Source organism: Pseudomonas lactis, assembly GCF_001439845.1.
GTDB classification, from domain to species: Bacteria; Pseudomonadota; Gammaproteobacteria; order Pseudomonadales; family Pseudomonadaceae; genus Aquipseudomonas; species Aquipseudomonas lactis.
In genome coordinates this window covers 15,695-32,535 of record NZ_JYLO01000006.1, presented here as the reverse complement: position 1 = coordinate 32,535, position 16,841 = coordinate 15,695, and the positions used below count along the sequence as shown (strand labels likewise).

Below are 16,841 nucleotides of genomic sequence, written 5' to 3'. Positions count from 1 at the left end.
CTGCCAGCCGACGCTGATCTAACTGACGCACCGTGATCCAAATGTGGGAGCTGGCTTGCCTGCGATGACGGCCTGCCAGCCGACACGTCTCTACCTGATACCCCGCAATCAAACTGTGGGAGCGGGCTTGCTCCCGATGGGTTGCGCAGTGGCCCTTGACGTTTACGTCAACCTGCAATTAGCTTAGCGCCAAGACTTTCTTGAGCACTGCCATGAGCACCACCTACAGCATCTCCGACCTCGCCCGCGAGCTCGACATCACCACTCGCGCCATTCGTTTCTATGAAGAACAAGGCCTGCTGGCCCCGGAGCGTCGGGGCCAGGAGCGCATCTACTCGGCGCGCGACAAGGTCAGCCTCAAGCTGATCCTGCGTGGCAAGCGCATCGGCTTCTCCCTGGCCGAATGCCGCGAGCTGATCGAACTCTACGACCCCACCGGCGGCAACCAGATCCAACTCAACAGCATGCTGGCCAAGATCGCCGAACGCCGTGAGCAGTTGGAACAGCAACTGCTGGATATCGAACAGATGAAGCTGGAACTGGACACCGCTGAAGAGCGTTGCACCCAGGCCCTGGCGCAGACCATCAGCCAAGCCGGCCATTGACCAGAAGGTAACTGCCATGTCCCTCCCCTCCCACGTACGCCTGGTTGAAGTCGGCCCGCGCGACGGTTTGCAGAACGAAGCCCAGCCCATCAGCGTGGCGGATAAGGTCCAACTGGTAGACGCCCTGAGCGCCGCCGGTTTGAGCTACATCGAAGTCGGCAGTTTTGTCTCACCCAAGTGGGTGCCGCAAATGGCCGGCTCCGCCGAGGTCTTTGCGCAGATCCAGCGCAAGCCCGGTGTGACCTATGGCGCCCTGGCACCGAACATGCGCGGCTTCGAGGATGCGCTGGCAGCCGGGGTCAAGGAAGTCGCGGTGTTTGCGGCGGCCTCCGAGGCGTTTTCCCAGCGCAATATCAATTGCTCCATCAGCGAAAGCCTGGAGCGCTTCGCGCCGATCATGGCCTCGGCCAAGCAGCACGGCGTGAGCGTGCGCGGTTATGTGTCCTGTGTGCTGGGTTGCCCCTATGAAGGCGTGATCGCCCCGGAGCAAGTGGCGGCGGTCGCTCGCGAGCTGTATGCCATGGGCTGTTATGAAGTCTCCCTGGGCGACACCATCGGCACCGGCACCGCGGGCGCTACCCGGCGCCTGTTCGAAGTGGTCGGCGCACAGGTGCCAAGGGACAAGCTGGCCGGGCATTTCCACGACACCTACGGCCAGGCCATCGCCAACATCTATGCCAGCCTGCTGGAGGGCATCACGGTGTTCGACAGCTCCATCGCCGGCCTGGGCGGCTGCCCTTACGCCAAAGGCGCCAGCGGTAACGTCGCCACCGAGGACGTGCTGTACCTGCTCAACGGCCTGGGTATCCACACGGGCATCGACCTGGAGTGCTTGATTGGCGCCGGCCAGCAGATCAGCCAGGTGCTGGGACGGCCTACAGGGTCGCGTGTGGCGAAGGTGCGTAACGCCGGGTGAGTAGCACAGCTGTGACAATGTGTTACCGCACGCCGGCGTAACGGGTAACGCGGGAACAAAATCCGCCGCACACACGGCAAGATAAAGCGGGCCAAAAAACCAAACCATTGATTTTAAAGGCTTTTAAAAAGTTGGCACGCGTTCTGCTATCTCTATTGCATAACAAGAATAAAAAGCGCCAAACCTAATAAAAATAAGACGAAACGACTCTGACATAACAAAAACAACACGGCAGAGACGCAGCTAACAGATTTTTTTGGAGAAGATGTGCTTCCCAGGGTACGGCATGCCGCAACCCGCAACCGGATAGAGAAAAATAAAACTACCTCAGGTAGCTACCCACTGGTTGGATCGTTTACGAAGAAGCAGGTCAGCGTTCAAAAAAATACGTTTGCTCTTGACCCCGGATGGGGGTCGCCAAAAAAAGCGGTACGGGCCACGGCTACCAAAAACAACAACAGGCCGCCCCTCAATAATAAGAAAAGAGCACGCAACGACAAATTAAAGGGGACCTTCGGGTCCCCTTTGTGCTTTCTGGGTTTCACGATTTGGGTGGCACAGCACAGTTCAGTGTGGGAGCTGGCCATAGGTATCTATACAACCCTGCAGCTCTCAATGGTAACCACGATGCGAAGCGAGCCGCTCTTGATCTGCTTGTGATCTTGATTTCAGGCGCCCCGTTAAACCACGCTGGCCGAACGCAAGCTTGAATTCGTGGGTAACCCGGCAGGACGCCGGGTTAGCCGCCCCGCGCCATGGATGGCGCGTGGCGGCGGCCCACGGATTCAAGCCTGTGTTCGGGCACACCGAGCCTAAGCGAGGTGCCGAGTGGTGGGGCAAGAGCCCTTTTGGTTACTTTTGGCTGGGCCGGCATTCCGGGCTCTTTTCCAAAAGTGACCCGCTGTCAGAGCGGAACCCTAAGCGGCCGTTACCGCAGCAATGGATATGTACACAATCCAACTGTGTTGACTGTCAGGCCGCCTTCGCGAGCAAGCCCGCTCCCACAGTTAGATTGTGGGGTGTCAGGTAGAGAGGTGTCGGCTGGCAGGCCGTCATCGCAGGCAAGCCAGCTCCCACAGTTGAATCGCGCGGGGTCAGGTAGACATGCGCAGGTCCCCCAGGGGGCTGAAGTTGTCAGCGCGCTTGCAGCTCCTGGATGGAAATCTCACGCATCCGGAACTTCTGAATCTTGCCCGTCACCGTCATCGGAAACTCATCCACGAACTTGAAATACCTGGGCGTCTTGAAATGGGCGATACGGCCCTTGCACCAGCTCAACAACTCCAGCTCGTTGGCCACCTGACCGGGATGAAACTTGATCCAGGCAACAATCTCTTCACCATAACGCTCATCCGGAATGCCAATGATCTGCACATCCGCCACCGCCGGATGGGTAAAGAAAAACTCCTCCAGCTCACGCGGGTACACGTTCTCGCCCCCGCGAATAATCATGTCCTTGTTACGCCCGGCAATGCACACGTAACCCTCCTCATCCATGGTCGCCAGGTCACCGGTGTGCATCCAGCCGGCATCGTCGATGGCCTCACGGGTGCCTTCAGGGTTGTTCCAGTAACCCAGCATCACGCTGTAGCCCCGGGTGCACAGTTCACCGATCACGCCACGGGCCATGGTGTTACCGGCCTCGTCGACAATCTTGGTTTCCAGTTGCGGTTGGGTGCGGCCCACCGTGGTGACACGCCGTTCTATATCGTCATCCGCGCCGGTCTGCAGCGACACCGGGCTGGTTTCGGTCATGCCATAGGCAATCTGCACCTCCTTCATGTGCAACTCATGGATGACCCGACGCATCACCTCGATCGGGCATGTCGCCCCGGCCATGATCCCGGTGCGCAGGCTGGACACCTCGAACTCGGCCCGGCGTGGGTGATCGAGCAGCGCGATAAACATAGTCGGCACGCCATATAAGCCGGTGGCTTGTTCTTCGGCGACGGCGCTCAGCGTCAGCAACGGGTCGAAGCCGTCATTGGGGTAGATCATGGTGGTGCCGTGGGTGATACAACCGAGATTGCCCATGACCATGCCGAAGCAGTGGTACAGCGGCACTGGGATCACCAGGCGGTCCCCTGCCGTCAGGCCCAGGCTTTCACCGACCATGTAACCGTTATTGAGGATGTTGTGGTGACTGAGGGTAGCGCCCTTGGGGAAGCCGGTGGTGCCGGAGGTGTACTGGATATTCACAGGTTGATCGAAATGCAGGCTGGCCTGGCGGCTGTGCAGTTGCTCGGGCGACACGCCTGCGCCAAGGGCCGCCAACTGCGACCAGGGCATGAATTCCGGCGGCGGGCTGGGGTCGAGGCTGATGAGGCCGCGCAGCTCGGGTTTCAGCGCCTGGAGCATGGCGTGATAATCGGAGCTCTTGAACGAACCGGCGCACACCAGCCATTGGCAGCCGGACTGCTTGAGCACGTAATCCAACTCGCTGCTGCGATAGGCCGGGTTGATATTGACCAGGATCACCCCGAGCTTGGCGCTCGCCACCTGGCAGATCAGCCACTCGGCACAGTTAGGCGCCCAGATACCCAGGCGGTCGCCGGTTTGCATACCCAGGGCGAGGAATGCGCGGGCGTGCAGCTCAACCGTCTCGGCCAGTTGCCGCCAGGTGTAGCGCCGCTGCTGGTGGCGCACCACCAAGGCTTCGCCATCTGGGTATTGCGCGACAGTGTGATCGAATGCCTGGCCAATGGTCATGGCCAACAAAGTCTTGTCCTGGGAGCCACGACTGTAGCTCGGGTGCGGTTGATCCATAACGACCCCTGTTATCTTTTTTGTAGGTTGACGTATACGTAAACTACGATTGACAGCGTCGTAACGCAAGCTTACGTTAACGTAAAGGTGAGCGCCCTCCTCCCGCGCCCCGCCCACACAACAACAAAGCTCACATTAAGGTGCCTGTCCATGAGTTACCCGTCCCTGAACTTCGCCCTCGGCGAGACCATCGACATGCTGCGCGACCAGGTGCAGTCCTTCGTGGCCAAGGAGATCGCACCGCGCGCGGCCCAGATCGACATCGACAACCTGTTCCCCGCTGACCTGTGGCGCAAGTTCGGGGACATGGGCCTGCTGGGCATCACCGTGCCCGAGGAGTACGGCGGTGCTGGCCTGGGATACCTGGCCCATGTGGTGAGCATGGAAGAAATCAGCCGCGGCTCGGCTTCGGTGGCGTTGTCCTACGGCGCGCACTCCAACCTGTGTGTCAACCAGATCAACCGCAACGGCAACCACGCACAAAAACTCAAGTACCTGCCCAAGCTGATCAGCGGCGAACACATCGGCGCCCTGGCCATGAGCGAGCCGAATGCCGGTTCTGACGTGGTGTCGATGAAACTGCGCGCCGACAAGCGCGGCGATCATTACGTACTCAATGGCAGCAAGACCTGGATCACCAACGGCCCGGACGCCAACACCTATGTGATCTACGCCAAGACCGACCTGGAAAAAGGCCCCCACGGCATCACCGCCTTCATCGTCGAGCGCGACTGGAAAGGCTTCAGCCGCAGCAACAAATTCGACAAGCTGGGCATGCGCGGCTCCAACACCTGCGAGCTGTTTTTTGACGATGTCGAGGTACCCGAAGACAACATCCTCGGCGTGCTCAATGGCGGCGTGAAAGTGTTGATGAGCGGCCTGGACTACGAACGCGTGGTGCTCTCCGGTGGGCCTACCGGGATCATGCAGGCGTGCATGGACCTGATCGTGCCCTACATCCACGACCGCAAGCAGTTCGGCCAGAGCATCGGCGAGTTCCAGCTGATCCAGGGCAAGGTCGCCGATATGTACACCCAACTCAACGCCAGCCGTGCCTACCTCTACGCGGTGGCCCAGGCATGCGAGCGCGGCGAGACCACGCGCAAGGACGCCGCGGGCGTGATTCTTTACAGCGCCGAGCGCGCCACGCAAATGGCCCTGGATGCGATCCAGATTCTGGGCGGCAATGGCTATATCAATGAATTCCCCGCCGGGCGCCTGCTGCGTGACGCCAAGCTCTACGAAATTGGTGCGGGCACCAGTGAGATTCGGCGGATGTTGATCGGTCGCGAACTGTTCAACGAAACCCGCTGAAGGAGCGCCCCATGGCTACCCTGCATACCCAGCTCAACCCGCGCTCGGCGGAATTCGCCGCCAACCGCGCGGCGATGCTTGAACAGGTCGACGCCCTGCACAGCCTGCTTGCCCACGTCCACCAAGGTGGCGGCGCCAAGGCCCAGGAACGCCACACCTCACGCGGCAAGCTGTTGCCCCGCGAGCGCATCAACCGTCTGCTCGACCCGGGCTCGCCGTTTCTGGAGCTGAGCCAACTGGCCGCTCACCAGGTGTATGGCGAAGACGTCCCGGCGGCCGGAGTGATTGCCGGCATCGGCCGAGTGGAAGGCGTCGAATGCATGATCGTGGCCAACGATGCCACGGTCAAAGGCGGCTCCTATTACCCGCTGACCGTTAAAAAACACCTGCGCGCCCAGACCATCGCCGAGCAGAACCGCCTGCCGTGTATCTACCTGGTGGACTCCGGTGGTGCCAACCTGCCGCGCCAGGACGAGGTATTCCCCGACCGCGAGCACTTCGGGCGGATCTTCTTCAACCAGGCCAACATGAGCGCCCAGGGCATTCCCCAGATTGCCGTGGTGATGGGCTCGTGCACCGCCGGCGGCGCCTACGTGCCGGCCATGGCCGACGAAGCGATCATGGTGCGCCAGCAAGCCACCATCTTCCTCGCCGGCCCGCCGCTGGTGAAAGCCGCCACCGGTGAAGTGGTGAGCGCCGAAGACCTGGGCGGTGCCGATGTGCATTGCAAGATTTCCGGCGTGGCCGACCACTATGCCGACAGCGATGAACACGCCCTGGCCCTGGCGCGGCGCAGCGTGGCCAACCTCAATTGGCGCAAGCAAGGTGAGCTGCTGCAACGCCCACCGGTAGCGCCGTTGTACAGCAGCGACGAGCTGTACGGCGTGATCCCGGCGGATGCCAAGCAACCCTTTGATGTGCGCGAAGTCATCGCACGGTTGGTGGACGGCTCGGTGTTCGATGAATTCAAGGCCCTGTTCGGCACAACCCTGGTATGCGGCTTTGCGCATTTGCATGGCTACCCGATTGCGATCCTGGCCAACAACGGCATCCTGTTCGCCGAGGCCGCGCAAAAAGGCGCGCACTTTATCGAACTGGCCTGTCAGCGCGGAATTCCCCTGCTGTTCCTGCAAAACATCACTGGTTTCATGGTCGGCCAGAAGTACGAGGCCGGTGGCATTGCCAAGCATGGCGCCAAGCTGGTCACCGCCGTAGCGTGCGCCAAGGTGCCGAAATTCACCGTGATCATCGGCGGCAGCTTTGGTGCGGGTAACTATGGGATGTGTGGCCGCGCCTACGACCCGCGCTTTTTGTGGATGTGGCCCAACGCACGGATTGGCGTGATGGGGGCCGAACAGGCCGCCGGGGTACTGGTGCAGGTCAAGCGCGAACAGGCTGAGCGCGCCGGCAACAGTTTCAGTGCCGAGGAGGAAGCCGCGATCAAACAGCCGATTCTCGACCAGTATGAAACCCAGGGCCACCCCTACTACTCCAGCGCGCGCTTGTGGGATGACGGCGTGATCGACCCGCTGCAGACCCGCGACGTGCTGGCCCTGGCCTTGTCCGCCGCACTGAACGCCCCCATCGAGCCGAGCCGCTTTGGCGTGTTCCGCATGTAACCTGTAGGAGCGAGCTTGCTCGCGAAGAACCTCAGGGCAACGCGGTCATTCTCAAGCCCCGCGTTATCGTTGACGATCTTCGCGAGCAAGCTCGCTCCTACAGGAGGCCTCTCATTATCATGGAGCTCCTTGCATGAGCGACTTCAACACCCTCGAACTGATCACTGACCGCCGTGGCTTTGCCACGCTGTGGCTCAGCCGTGAAGCCAAGAACAACGCGTTCAACGCCCAGATGATCCGCGAGCTGATCCTGGCTCTTGACCGCGTACAAGGCGACCCGTCCCTGCGTTTCCTGGTACTGCGCGGGCGTGGCAAGCACTTCAGTGCCGGCGCCGACCTCGCCTGGATGCAGCAGTCGGCCGAGTTGGACTACCACACCAACCTGGACGACGCCCGGGAACTGGCGGAGCTGATGTACAACCTGTCCAAGCTGAAAATCCCCACGCTGGCGGTGGTGCAAGGCGCGGCCTACGGTGGCGCGCTGGGCCTGATCAGTTGCTGTGACATGGCCATCGGCGCCGATGATGCGCAGTTCTGCCTGTCGGAAGTGCGTATCGGCCTGGCACCGGCGGTGATCAGCCCGTTCGTGGTGCAGGCCATCGGCGAACGCGCGGCCCGTCGCTATGCCCTGACGGCCGAGCGGTTCGGCGGCCAGCGCGCACGGGAGATCGGCTTGCTGGCCGAAAGTTATCCGGCCGAGAGCCTGGATCAACAGGTGGACCAGTGGGTCGCCAACCTGCTGCAAAACAGCCCGGCGGCCATGCGCGCCAGTAAAGATTTACTCCGTGAAGTGGGTAACGGTGCCCTCACCCCCGCACTGCGCCGCTATTGCGAAAACGCTATCGCACGCATCCGGGTAAGCGCCGAGGGCCAGGAAGGTTTGCGCGCCTTTCTGCAAAAACGTGCGCCGAGTTGGCAGACCCAGGAGCCGCGTTCATGAGCACACTCACCACCGTACTGGTGGCCAACCGTGGCGAGATCGCCTGCCGGGTCATGCGCACCGCCAAAGCCATGGGGCTGACCACCGTGGCTGTGCACAGCGCCATCGACCGCGATGCCCGCCATAGCCGTGAAGCCGATATCCGCGTCGACCTGGGCGGCAGCAAAGCCACCGACAGTTACCTGCAAATCGACAAGCTGATTGCCGCCGCCCACGCCAGCGGCGCCCAGGCGATTCACCCCGGCTACGGCTTCCTCTCGGAGAATGCCGGCTTCGCCCGAGCCATCGAGGCGGCAGGCTTGATCTTCCTCGGCCCGCCGGCCTCGGCCATCGACGCCATGGGCAGCAAATCCGCGGCCAAGGCGCTGATGGAAACAGCTGGCGTACCGCTGGTGCCGGGTTATCACGGCGAGGCCCAGGACCTGGAGACCTTCCGCGCCGCCTGTGAACGTATCGGCTACCCGGTGCTGCTCAAGGCCACGGCGGGCGGCGGTGGCAAGGGCATGAAGGTGGTCGAGGATGTCAGCCAGCTGGCCGAAGCCCTGGCTTCCGCCCAGCGTGAGGCGTTGTCGTCCTTCGGCAACGGGCAAATGCTGGTGGAGAAATACCTGCTCAAGCCGCGGCATGTGGAGATTCAGGTGTTTGCCGACCAGCAGGGTCATTGCCTGTATCTCAATGAGCGCGACTGCTCGATCCAGCGGCGCCATCAAAAGGTCGTGGAAGAAGCCCCGGCGCCCGGCTTGAGTGTGGAGCAGCGCAAGGCCATGGGCGAAGCAGCCGTGCGCGCTGCCCAGGCCATCGGATATGTCGGCGCGGGCACGGTGGAGTTTTTGCTGGATGCCCGTGGCGAGTTTTTCTTCATGGAGATGAACACGCGGCTGCAAGTCGAGCACCCGGTGACCGAAGCGATTACCGGCCTCGACCTGGTGGCCTGGCAGATTCGGGTGGCCCAGGGCGAGGCGCTGCCGATCACGCAAGAGCAGGTCGCGTTGAACGGTCATGCGATTGAAGTACGGCTGTATGCCGAAGACCCGGCCAATGACTTCCTGCCCGCTACCGGGCACTTGGCGCTATACCGCGAGTCCAGCCCAGGCCCTGGACGCCGGGTGGATAGCGGCGTCGAGCAAGGTGACAGCGTGTCGCCGTTCTACGACCCGATGCTCGGCAAGTTGATTGCCTGGGGTGAAGACCGCGAACAAGCGCGCCTGCGCTTATTGAGCATGCTGGATGAGTTTGCGGTCGGTGGGCTCAAGACCAACCTGGGCTTTTTGCGGCGCATCATCGGGCATCCTGCGTTTGCCGCGGCCGAGTTGGACACCGGGTTTATCCCGCGCTATCAGAATGAGTTGTTGCCGACGCCAGGGGCCTTGAGCGATGAGTTCTGGCAGGCGGCGGGCGCGGCGTTTATGCAGAGCTTGCCGGTGGGCGACGGGCCTTGGGCAAGTCACCAGGGCTTTCGCGCGGGCCTGCCTGCCGAGGTGTCGCTGCACCTGAGTTGCAATGGGCAGGATCGGCTGGTGACGCTGGCGGGGCACACCGCACAGTTATGCGGCGAACAGTTGCTGACTGAACATCAGGGCGTGCGCCGTGCTCATCTGGCGGTGCGCAGTGAAGGCAGCCTGTACCTGCGCTGGGACGGCGAGATGCATGCCGTCAGCCTGTTCGACCCGATTGCGGCGGTCGAGGCCAGTCAATCTCATCAGGGCGGCCTCACCGCACCGATGAACGGCAGCATCGTGCGAGTGCTCGTAGAGCTGGGTCAAACCGTTGAAGCCGGCGCTCAGCTGGTGGTGCTCGAAGCCATGAAGATGGAACACAGCATCCGAGCGCCCCACGCCGGGGTGGTCAAGGCGCTGTTCTGCCAGGAAGGTGAAATGGTGGCCGAAGGCAGCGCGTTGGTGGAGCTTGAAACGGCTGGCTAGAACTTCGCCGTGGCCTGCACCACTACACCCAGGAGGCGACAGCCGTCGGTGAGCAGCACCTTGGGGTAAGTGGGGTTGAGCGGCACCAGGTAGTGCTGGCCGCTTTCTTCCTGCAATTGGCGAAAGGTGGCCTGGGGGTTGCCAGCCCATTGGGCCAGCACTAATTTACCGGGCTCGGGCGCGATCGCCGGGTCAACCAGGATCATCATGCCAGCTGCAATGCTCATGCCCGTGGGGGCGGTCATGGCGTCTCCCCTCACTGGCAGCCAGAATGCCTTGCCTCGGGCGTGGTAATCGGTCAATTCGTAGCGCTCGGTTCTATAAGGCGCACGCTCCTCACGCAGCTCGCAGGCCTGCTTCCAGTCGCTGACCGGGTAACGAAAGTACGGGTTGTAGTGCGATTCCCGTTCAGGCACTTGCGCGGCCCGTTCACGAATTTCCAGCGCCACCTCCAAATACCCCAACCCCAGTTCGGCCAGTACGCGGTTCATGTCCGCCAGGCTCGGCACACGGCGTTTATTGAGCCAATGGCCGATGCCGCCCTGGGACATGCCCAGGCGCTGCGCCAGTTCATCCTGTGTGACCTTGCGGTCTTTCATGTTGGCTTTGACCAACGCTATCCAGTTATCCATGACGCATCACAATACGGTGCCCATTTTTTCGGGCAATAAACAGTTTGTAGTAATCCATAAAACGACAGGAATACGATACGTACTATCATCAAGCCCAAGGATTTCGACACCCACCGGAGTACTGCCGCTTATGACGACCCGCACGCACTTAACGCCCGAAACATCCGAACTGACTGAAGTAAACGACATGTGCAACAGTGGTGCGGCCCAGCGCGCACTGGACTATTACTTGAAAGAAAATCGGTCGACGCCGGATTCGGACGGCGCCCTGTTCGCGATAAAACCGCAAATCAGCCAGGAGGAAGCCCTGGTACACGCCTCGGACCTGTTGCGCAGTGCAGCGGCTACCGCCTACGAATCGGCGTGCAGCCATCAAGGCAACCAGCGTGATCTGGCGTTTTCGGTGGTGTATTTGATCGATATGGCGAAAGCGATGGTGGAGCGGTCGTTGCAGGCGCCAGGGGCGGCGGCAAACGCGTAGCAGGCACGAAAGAAAAATATTTCTATCCCACGGATAAAAACATTTGACTTGCAAATGATAATGATTATTATTGGGCTCAGCTGATCGCGAGATCAGTCGATAGACCAAGAGACCTTAGGTCGGACTCTTGGAATATCTCCTCATCAGGCTAATCACGGTTTTTGACCCGGCTCTTTGGCCGGGTCTTTTTTTTGCCAGTTTCCCTGGCGTGGCTTCAGGCTAATGAAGACTGTGTGTTGCTTGATGGCGCGCATGGTAGCAAAAGACTATCGCTCAAAGAAAGTCGTCCGAACGCTCTAGCCCGTATATCTGCGAATTAGCGCTTGAGAATCAATCTCATAGACTCTAAGCTGCCGCGGCGTCACGGATGACGCCCCCTCCCCTGCAACAATTTTTGCATCCAGGTTTTACCGAACCCCTGTGTAAGATAGCCGCCACATCACTCATATTCAGGCAACCAGACTATGACCGTGGCCTTGACCTCCATCAAGATCAGCACCGACTTCGACAGCGGCAACATTCAGGTCCTGGATGCCAGCGACGCTTATCAGTTGTTGCTGGCAATCAAACCCGACACCCGCAGCGATCACTACCAATGGTTCCACTTCAAGGCCGAAGGCATGCACGTGGGGCACACCCACACCTTTCGCTTGAGCAACGCAGGGCGCTCGTCCTACAAGCATGCCTGGAGCGGTTACAACGCCGTGGCGTCCTATGACCATATCAACTGGTTCCGGGTACCGACACGTTTTGATGGCGAGATCCTGCACATCACTCTCCAGACCCGGCAAAAGTACGCCTGGTTTGCCTACTTCGAGCCCTACAGCCGTGAACGCCACGACTGGTTGATCGAGCAAGCCCTGAAGTACGCCGGAGTCACCCTGCTGGCCACCGGCAAGAGCGCTGAAGGCCGCGATATCCAACTGCTGCGCCGTGGCAAAGGGATCGAAGGCCGGCGCAAGGTGTGGATCATCGCCCAGCAGCACCCCGGCGAACACATGGCCGAATGGTTTATGGAGGGCGTGATTGAGCGCCTGCAAAAAGACGGCGACGACGAACTGAAAAAACTGCTGGCCGTCGCCGATCTGTACCTGGTGCCGAACATGAACCCGGACGGTGCCTTCCATGGCCACCTGCGCACCAATGCCATGGGCCAGGACCTCAACCGCGCCTGGCAAAGCGCCAGCCAGGAACTCAGCCCCGAAGTCCTGTTCGTCCAGCAACAGATGGAAAAATACGGCGTGGATATGTTCCTCGACATACACGGCGATGAAGAAATCCCCTACGTGTTCACCGCCGGCTGCGAAGGCAACCCTGGCTACACCCCGCGTATCGAAGCCCTGGAAAAACACTTCCGCAGCCATTTGAGCCACCTGACCCGGGACTTCCAGACCACCCACGGCTACACCCGCGACCTGCCTGGCCAAGCCAACATGACCCTGGCCTGCAACGCGGTGGGGGAAAAGTACGACTGCCTGTCCCTGACCCTGGAAATGCCCTTCAAGGACAACGACGACGCGCCCAACCTGCGAACTGGCTGGTCAGGCGATCGTTCGAAACAGTTGGGCAAGGACGTATTGAGCAGCATCACCGATATCGTCGGGCGTTTGCGCTAACCCCTGAGGCGAGCTCTTGTGGCGAGCGAGCTTGCCACAAGAGCGGTCAATCCTTGCTACCGGTCATGCTTTGCAAGACACCATCGCGTCGGATCAAACCGTGGAACAACGCGGCCGCCAGATGCACCAGTACGGTGAGAAACAGCAGATAGGCCAAATAACCATGAGCCTTGCGCAACAACGCAAACAACGGCGCATTCGCCCCCAGCAGCGCGGGCAGTTGCAGGTTACTACTGAGCATCACAGGGTCACCGGCCGCTGAAATCATCGCCCAACCCAGCAGCGGCAACACCAGCATCAACGCGTACAACAGCACATGGGAGGCCTTGGCTGCCAGCCTCTGCCACACCGGCAAATCCGCTGGCAACGGCGGCTGGCGCGTAGAGAAACGCACCGCCAGGCGCACGATCACCAATGCCAGAATCGCAATGCCCAGTGGCTTGTGCAGGTGGATCAGCCACTCATGGCGCTCCGATACCGACGCCGCCAAACCCGCGCCGATAAACAGCATGGCGATGATCATCAGCGCCATCAGCCAGTGCAGCACGCGCGCCAAGGGCGCAAAAAATCGCGGTTGAGCATTCATGGCTTCGACTCCTGAGGGGCGCTGTGCAACGGGCTGACTTCACCGGCCCGGCGCAGGTACGAACTGGCATACGCGGCCGAACGTGCGGCCAGCAAGGGATCGTTGGAGGCTTGGATACCACTGGGCAGAATCAGCGGGTCAAAGTTGATATCGCGGCAATCGCCGTCTGCCTGGGGCTGGCTGCTTTGCAGCACAAGGGTGCCAGCGTTGAGCACCTTGTGTGCGCCGCTCCAGGTCTTGCTCGCATCGTCCAGCGGGTCGCCGGGGTTGGCCAGGGTCATGTTCAACTGCCAACGCAACGGCCCGGCGCCCAGGCGTCGCACCAAATCCTGCTCCAGGAAGTCACTGCCCGTAGGTGCGGTATCACCCGCCGCGTCCTGGCTCTGGGGCACCACCTCCCAACGCACGGCCTGGCGCTTGCCATCGGCAGCCACCAGGTAAAACGCGTTGATGCCGTTATAGGTTTCAGTCGCGTAACTGGCCGATGGCTTGGCGGTTTTGACCCAGGCCAGGAACGGCGCGGTCTCAGGGTGTGCGGCAAAAAACGCCGGCATGCTCGACGGGTTCGGCTTGCCCGTGGCCGGGTCTGGCGCGCCGGCCTTGAGCAATTGGTAGAACGCCTCGGGCGTGCCCACCGGGAACACCGGCATGCTGTTCATCCCTGTACGCCATTGCTGGCCGTTGGCCTGGCTGAATTGCACGGCAAAGCTGCGAATCGGCACACTGCTGTCCGGCGCGTAGGGGTTGCCGCTGGGCAAGGCAAAGCGGCCAATGATCGGGGTCTTGGCCTCGCTGAACACCTGGGCACTGGAATACGCACGGGCCTCGCTACTGCTCTGGAAATAACCCGCCACGCATACGCCCTTGGCATGGTTACGGCGAAAGCCCGGATGCACGCCGTTATTGGTTTCCAGGGCATTGACCAAGGTTTTTGGCCGCAGGCGCTGTGGGTCGAGCGTGCCATTGACGTAAGCAAATGCGCCGGCAACAACCGCAACCACGGCACCGATGCCGGCGAGTCGTGCGATCAGGCTCGCAGTGCTCAAGGGAGGACGGGGGGGTGATGAGTGATCTACCATGCAGGAACTCCAGGGCCAGAGGCCTCAGGCTGAAACATAAGGTCGGAGCATTAAGACGAACGCCGATGGGCTCTATTCCCAGGCCCTGGATTTATTTTGCGGGACGGGGAATAACCTTCAACGCCGGACGTCTCTCTAGTCCCAGCGTAGTGATCAGCCAGACACCCATGCATGAACTCGACGAACAGTTACGTGAACTCATCCCCAGGTTGCGGCGTTTTGCCGTGTCCCTGACGCGCAACAGCAGCAGCGCCGATGACCTGGTGCAATCGACCCTGGAGCGCGCCATCGTCGCCTGGGCCGATAAACGTATCGAGGGCGATTTGCGCGCCTGGCTGTTCTCTATCCTCTACCGGCAATTCCTCGACGCCCACCGCCGCAGCCGCCGCTATGCGCGCATGCTCGAATTCTTCACCGGCCGCGATGACGTGCAACCTTCGGTGGAACGCACGGTGCTGGCCCAATCCACCCTGCAAGCCTTCGACCAACTCAACACCGAACAGCGCGCCCTGCTGCTGTGGGTGTCTGTCGAGGGCTTGAGCTACAAGGAAGTGGCCGAGATCCTCAAGGTGCCCATCGGTACCGTGATGTCACGCCTGTCCCGCGCGCGCCAAGCGTTGCGTCAACTCAGCGATGGCGAAATGACCAGCCCTTCCCTGCGGAGACTCAAATGATCAGCCTGCCCCCCAGCGAACGCGATTTACATGCCTACGTCGATCATCAACTGCTGGACGGTGACCGTCGTGTGCTTGAAACCTGGCTGGCCAGCCACCCCGAAGTGGCGGCCCAGGTACAGGCCTGGCAACAGGATGCACAGTTGCTGCGTGCGTCGTTGAGCGGCGCCCTGCAGCAGCCGTACAACCCGGCATTGGACCCGGCGCTGATTCGTCAGCGCATCAATAAACAGTCCCGTCGGCACCTGGCCACGGCGGCGTTGCTGCTGATCGCCGTGAGCCTCGGCGGGTTTGGCGGTTGGCACGCCCGCGAAGCCACCCAGCCGCCGCTGCTGCCGATGACCGACGCCATGCAGGCCTACCGTCTGTTTGCCCAGGACGGCATCATGCCCGCCGACTACAACGCTCAGGACCGTGGCACCATGCAGGCCTGGCTCGACCGTTATTTCAACCAGGCCCATCGCCTGCCCGACCTCAGCCAAGCCGGTTTCAAGCCGGTCAGCGGGCGCCTGCTCACCACCGACCAAGGCGCGGCAGCCATGGTGCTGTATCAGGACGCCCAAGGCCGGCGCATCAGCTTCTACATCCGCCCGCCTGGCCCGAACAACGGTTTCCTGCCTCGCGGCAGCCGCAGTGCCGATGGTTTGCAGGCCGACTATTGGTCGGGCGGCGGCTACAACTATGCAATGGTCAGCCCGGTAGACCAGGCCGCCGCGCTGCAGACGCCATTCTAAAAACCGACGTCCAACACCACATTATCCAGATAGGTGCCAGCCGGCGGCGTGGGCTGGTCGGTGTAGACCTTGGCGTTGTAGTTGTACACCTGGCTACCGACGCCCAACCCGTTGCCAGGGTTGACCTCGGCCGTGGAACTGGCCCGCCGCGCCGCGCCGACACTGCCCCAACGCGTGGTGCCGGCGCTTTGGAAAATGTCATAGGCCAGGTAGTTGCTGCCGGAAATCATGCGGCGCCGGCCGCCGACACTCACCGGGTTCTGGCCATCGCTCAAGCCCACGGTATAGGCGCTGCCCTTGGTGCAGGCGATGTTGATGGTCTGCCCGGTCACCGCAGTAAACCCACTGACCACCGGCGCGCTGCCAAAGCTGATATTCGGGGCAGTGATCTGGCAGTCGTTGGTCACGGTCATGTTGACGGTCAGCGATGCCGTGCCGCTGCCAATGTCACGTCCCAGGCAAATGCCGCCAAGGCCGATCCCCGAGCAATAATTCCACACCCAGGCGATGCTCAATGTCTCGGTGTACACCCCGGCGGCGACGTTGCTGCCAGTGATGCTGCTCAGGTACAACGGCACAGTTTTCGCGCCGGGCCCGGCGATCAGGCCGATGCTCTGGGCGATGCCGCCAGCGCCGCCGAAATCGAATTGGCTGCCACGGGTGATGGGATAGCTGGTGCTGTTATTGCCATAAATCGTGTAGCTGATCACATCACCGGTCGGCCCGACCAAACCGGTCTGGGGCGAGGTGATCGTGGCGTAAAAGTGGTCGGTGGACACCAGCAGCGATATCAGCGCCGAGGTGCAACTCAACCCTGAGTTGGCCGTAGAGCTGGTTTGCGCGGCGGTGCGCACCGTCATCGAACTGATCGAACCAAAACTGGCCGGCACGGTGGACACCACCGAACACGCCGCCATGGCCTGCCCGCAAAACAACAAACCTACGCCATATAGCCCT

15 protein-coding genes are annotated in these 16,841 nt (G+C 61.3%); 10 read left to right on the top strand and 5 right to left on the bottom strand.

Annotated elements, in window-relative coordinates; genetic code table 11:
* The first annotated feature begins 212 nt into the window (after nt 1-212).
* Nucleotides 213-605, top strand: a complete 393-nt coding sequence (locus TX24_RS11020; protein ID WP_003192195.1) for a MerR family transcriptional regulator — start codon at nt 213-215, stop codon at nt 603-605.
* Between the two features lie 16 nt (nt 606-621).
* Nucleotides 622-1,521: a hydroxymethylglutaryl-CoA lyase gene (locus TX24_RS11015; RefSeq protein ID WP_057710331.1), complete on the top strand. Its 900-nt coding sequence runs from the start codon at nt 622-624 to the stop codon at nt 1,519-1,521.
* 1,134 nt (nt 1,522-2,655) lie between these two features.
* Here the strand turns inward: TX24_RS11015 and TX24_RS11010 are convergent.
* Nucleotides 2,656-4,287, bottom strand: coding sequence for an AMP-binding protein (locus TX24_RS11010; protein WP_057710330.1), 1,632 nt, complete (start codon nt 4,285-4,287; stop codon nt 2,656-2,658).
* Nucleotides 4,288-4,437: 150 nt separating this feature from the next.
* Here TX24_RS11010 and TX24_RS11005 point away from each other — a divergent pair, with 150 nt between their 5' ends.
* From TX24_RS11005 to TX24_RS10990, 4 genes are all read left to right on the top strand, one after another.
* Nucleotides 4,438-5,601 carry an isovaleryl-CoA dehydrogenase gene (locus TX24_RS11005; protein ID WP_003192199.1) on the top strand — a complete coding sequence of 388 codons (1,164 nt, stop codon included), beginning with the start codon at nt 4,438-4,440 and terminating at the stop codon, nt 5,599-5,601.
* 11 nt (nt 5,602-5,612) lie between these two features.
* Nucleotides 5,613-7,220: a carboxyl transferase domain-containing protein gene (locus TX24_RS11000; RefSeq protein ID WP_057710329.1), complete on the top strand. Its 1,608-nt coding sequence runs from the start codon at nt 5,613-5,615 to the stop codon at nt 7,218-7,220.
* 133 nt (nt 7,221-7,353) lie between these two features.
* Nucleotides 7,354-8,160, top strand: coding sequence for a gamma-carboxygeranoyl-CoA hydratase (locus TX24_RS10995; RefSeq protein ID WP_003192202.1), 807 nt, complete (start codon nt 7,354-7,356; stop codon nt 8,158-8,160).
* Nucleotides 8,157-10,082 (top strand): acetyl/propionyl/methylcrotonyl-CoA carboxylase subunit alpha, encoded by a 1,926-nt coding sequence (locus TX24_RS10990; protein WP_003192204.1) that lies wholly within the window; start codon nt 8,157-8,159, stop codon nt 10,080-10,082. The genes TX24_RS10995 and TX24_RS10990 overlap by 4 nt, the downstream gene beginning before the upstream one ends.
* On the opposite strand, the gene TX24_RS10985 is transcribed toward TX24_RS10990, so the two are convergent.
* Nucleotides 10,079-10,714: a LexA family protein gene (locus TX24_RS10985; protein ID WP_057710328.1), complete on the bottom strand. Its 636-nt coding sequence runs from the start codon at nt 10,712-10,714 to the stop codon at nt 10,079-10,081. The genes TX24_RS10990 and TX24_RS10985 overlap by 4 nt on opposite strands.
* A 130-nt stretch (nt 10,715-10,844) precedes the next feature.
* Here TX24_RS10985 and TX24_RS10980 point away from each other — a divergent pair, with 130 nt between their 5' ends.
* Together TX24_RS10980 and TX24_RS10975 are read left to right on the top strand one after the other, a co-directional pair.
* A complete protein-coding gene (locus tag TX24_RS10980; protein ID WP_169855972.1) occupies nt 10,845-11,195 on the top strand; it encodes a DUF6124 family protein in 351 nt (116 codons plus the stop codon).
* A gap of 464 nt (nt 11,196-11,659) precedes the next feature.
* The gene (locus TX24_RS10975) at nt 11,660-12,811 is read left to right on the top strand and encodes a M14 family metallopeptidase (protein ID WP_057710327.1); all 1,152 of its coding nucleotides are present in this window, start codon (nt 11,660-11,662) and stop codon (nt 12,809-12,811) included.
* 46 nt (nt 12,812-12,857) lie between these two features.
* Here the strand turns inward: TX24_RS10975 and TX24_RS10970 are convergent, their stop codons facing one another.
* Entirely contained in the window at nt 12,858-13,397 is a 540-nt protein-coding gene (locus TX24_RS10970) for a cytochrome b (RefSeq protein ID WP_003192209.1), read from the bottom strand.
* Nucleotides 13,394-14,476 (bottom strand): catalase family peroxidase, encoded by a 1,083-nt coding sequence (locus TX24_RS10965; protein ID WP_034133787.1) that lies wholly within the window; start codon nt 14,474-14,476, stop codon nt 13,394-13,396. Before TX24_RS10965 ends, TX24_RS10970 begins: the two co-directional genes overlap by 4 nt.
* Before the next feature lie 167 nt (nt 14,477-14,643).
* Here TX24_RS10965 and TX24_RS10960 point away from each other — a divergent pair, with 167 nt between their 5' ends.
* Together TX24_RS10960 and TX24_RS10955 are read left to right on the top strand one after the other, a co-directional pair.
* Entirely contained in the window at nt 14,644-15,150 is a 507-nt protein-coding gene (locus TX24_RS10960) for a sigma-70 family RNA polymerase sigma factor (RefSeq protein ID WP_003192212.1), read from the top strand.
* Nucleotides 15,147-15,884 (top strand): anti-sigma factor family protein, encoded by a 738-nt coding sequence (locus TX24_RS10955; RefSeq protein WP_003192214.1) that lies wholly within the window; start codon nt 15,147-15,149, stop codon nt 15,882-15,884. The genes TX24_RS10960 and TX24_RS10955 overlap by 4 nt, the downstream gene beginning before the upstream one ends.
* On the opposite strand, the gene TX24_RS10950 is transcribed toward TX24_RS10955, so the two are convergent.
* Nucleotides 15,881-16,801, bottom strand: coding sequence for a Csu type fimbrial protein (locus TX24_RS10950; RefSeq protein ID WP_003192215.1), 921 nt, complete (start codon nt 16,799-16,801; stop codon nt 15,881-15,883). The two genes, TX24_RS10955 and TX24_RS10950, sit on opposite strands and share 4 nt — an antisense overlap.
* Nucleotides 16,802-16,841 lie beyond the last annotated feature (40 nt).

Bases quoted from the DNA above. Each gene is read 5' to 3' on its own strand.
- TX24_RS11005 (WP_003192199.1), top strand. From the start codon at position 4,438: ATGAGTTACCCGTCCCTGAACTTCGCCCTCGGCGAGACCATCGACATG.
- TX24_RS11015 (WP_057710331.1), top strand. From the start codon at position 622: ATGTCCCTCCCCTCCCACGTACGCCTGGTTGAAGTCGGCCCGCGCGAC.
- TX24_RS10985 (WP_057710328.1), bottom strand. From the start codon at position 10,714: ATGGATAACTGGATAGCGTTGGTCAAAGCCAACATGAAAGACCGCAAG.
- TX24_RS10990 (WP_003192204.1), top strand. From the start codon at position 8,157: ATGAGCACACTCACCACCGTACTGGTGGCCAACCGTGGCGAGATCGCC.
- TX24_RS11010 (WP_057710330.1), bottom strand. From the start codon at position 4,287: ATGGATCAACCGCACCCGAGCTACAGTCGTGGCTCCCAGGACAAGACT.
- TX24_RS10980 (WP_169855972.1), top strand. From the start codon at position 10,845: ATGACGACCCGCACGCACTTAACGCCCGAAACATCCGAACTGACTGAA.
- TX24_RS10970 (WP_003192209.1), bottom strand. From the start codon at position 13,397: ATGAATGCTCAACCGCGATTTTTTGCGCCCTTGGCGCGCGTGCTGCAC.
- TX24_RS10975 (WP_057710327.1), top strand. From the start codon at position 11,660: ATGACCGTGGCCTTGACCTCCATCAAGATCAGCACCGACTTCGACAGC.
- TX24_RS11000 (WP_057710329.1), top strand. From the start codon at position 5,613: ATGGCTACCCTGCATACCCAGCTCAACCCGCGCTCGGCGGAATTCGCC.
- TX24_RS10960 (WP_003192212.1), top strand. From the start codon at position 14,644: ATGCATGAACTCGACGAACAGTTACGTGAACTCATCCCCAGGTTGCGG.
- TX24_RS10955 (WP_003192214.1), top strand. From the start codon at position 15,147: ATGATCAGCCTGCCCCCCAGCGAACGCGATTTACATGCCTACGTCGAT.
- TX24_RS10965 (WP_034133787.1), bottom strand. From the start codon at position 14,476: ATGGTAGATCACTCATCACCCCCCCGTCCTCCCTTGAGCACTGCGAGC.
- TX24_RS11020 (WP_003192195.1), top strand. From the start codon at position 213: ATGAGCACCACCTACAGCATCTCCGACCTCGCCCGCGAGCTCGACATC.
- TX24_RS10995 (WP_003192202.1), top strand. From the start codon at position 7,354: ATGAGCGACTTCAACACCCTCGAACTGATCACTGACCGCCGTGGCTTT.
- TX24_RS10950 (WP_003192215.1), bottom strand. From the start codon at position 16,801: ATGGCGGCGTGTTCGGTGGTGTCCACCGTGCCGGCCAGTTTTGGTTCG.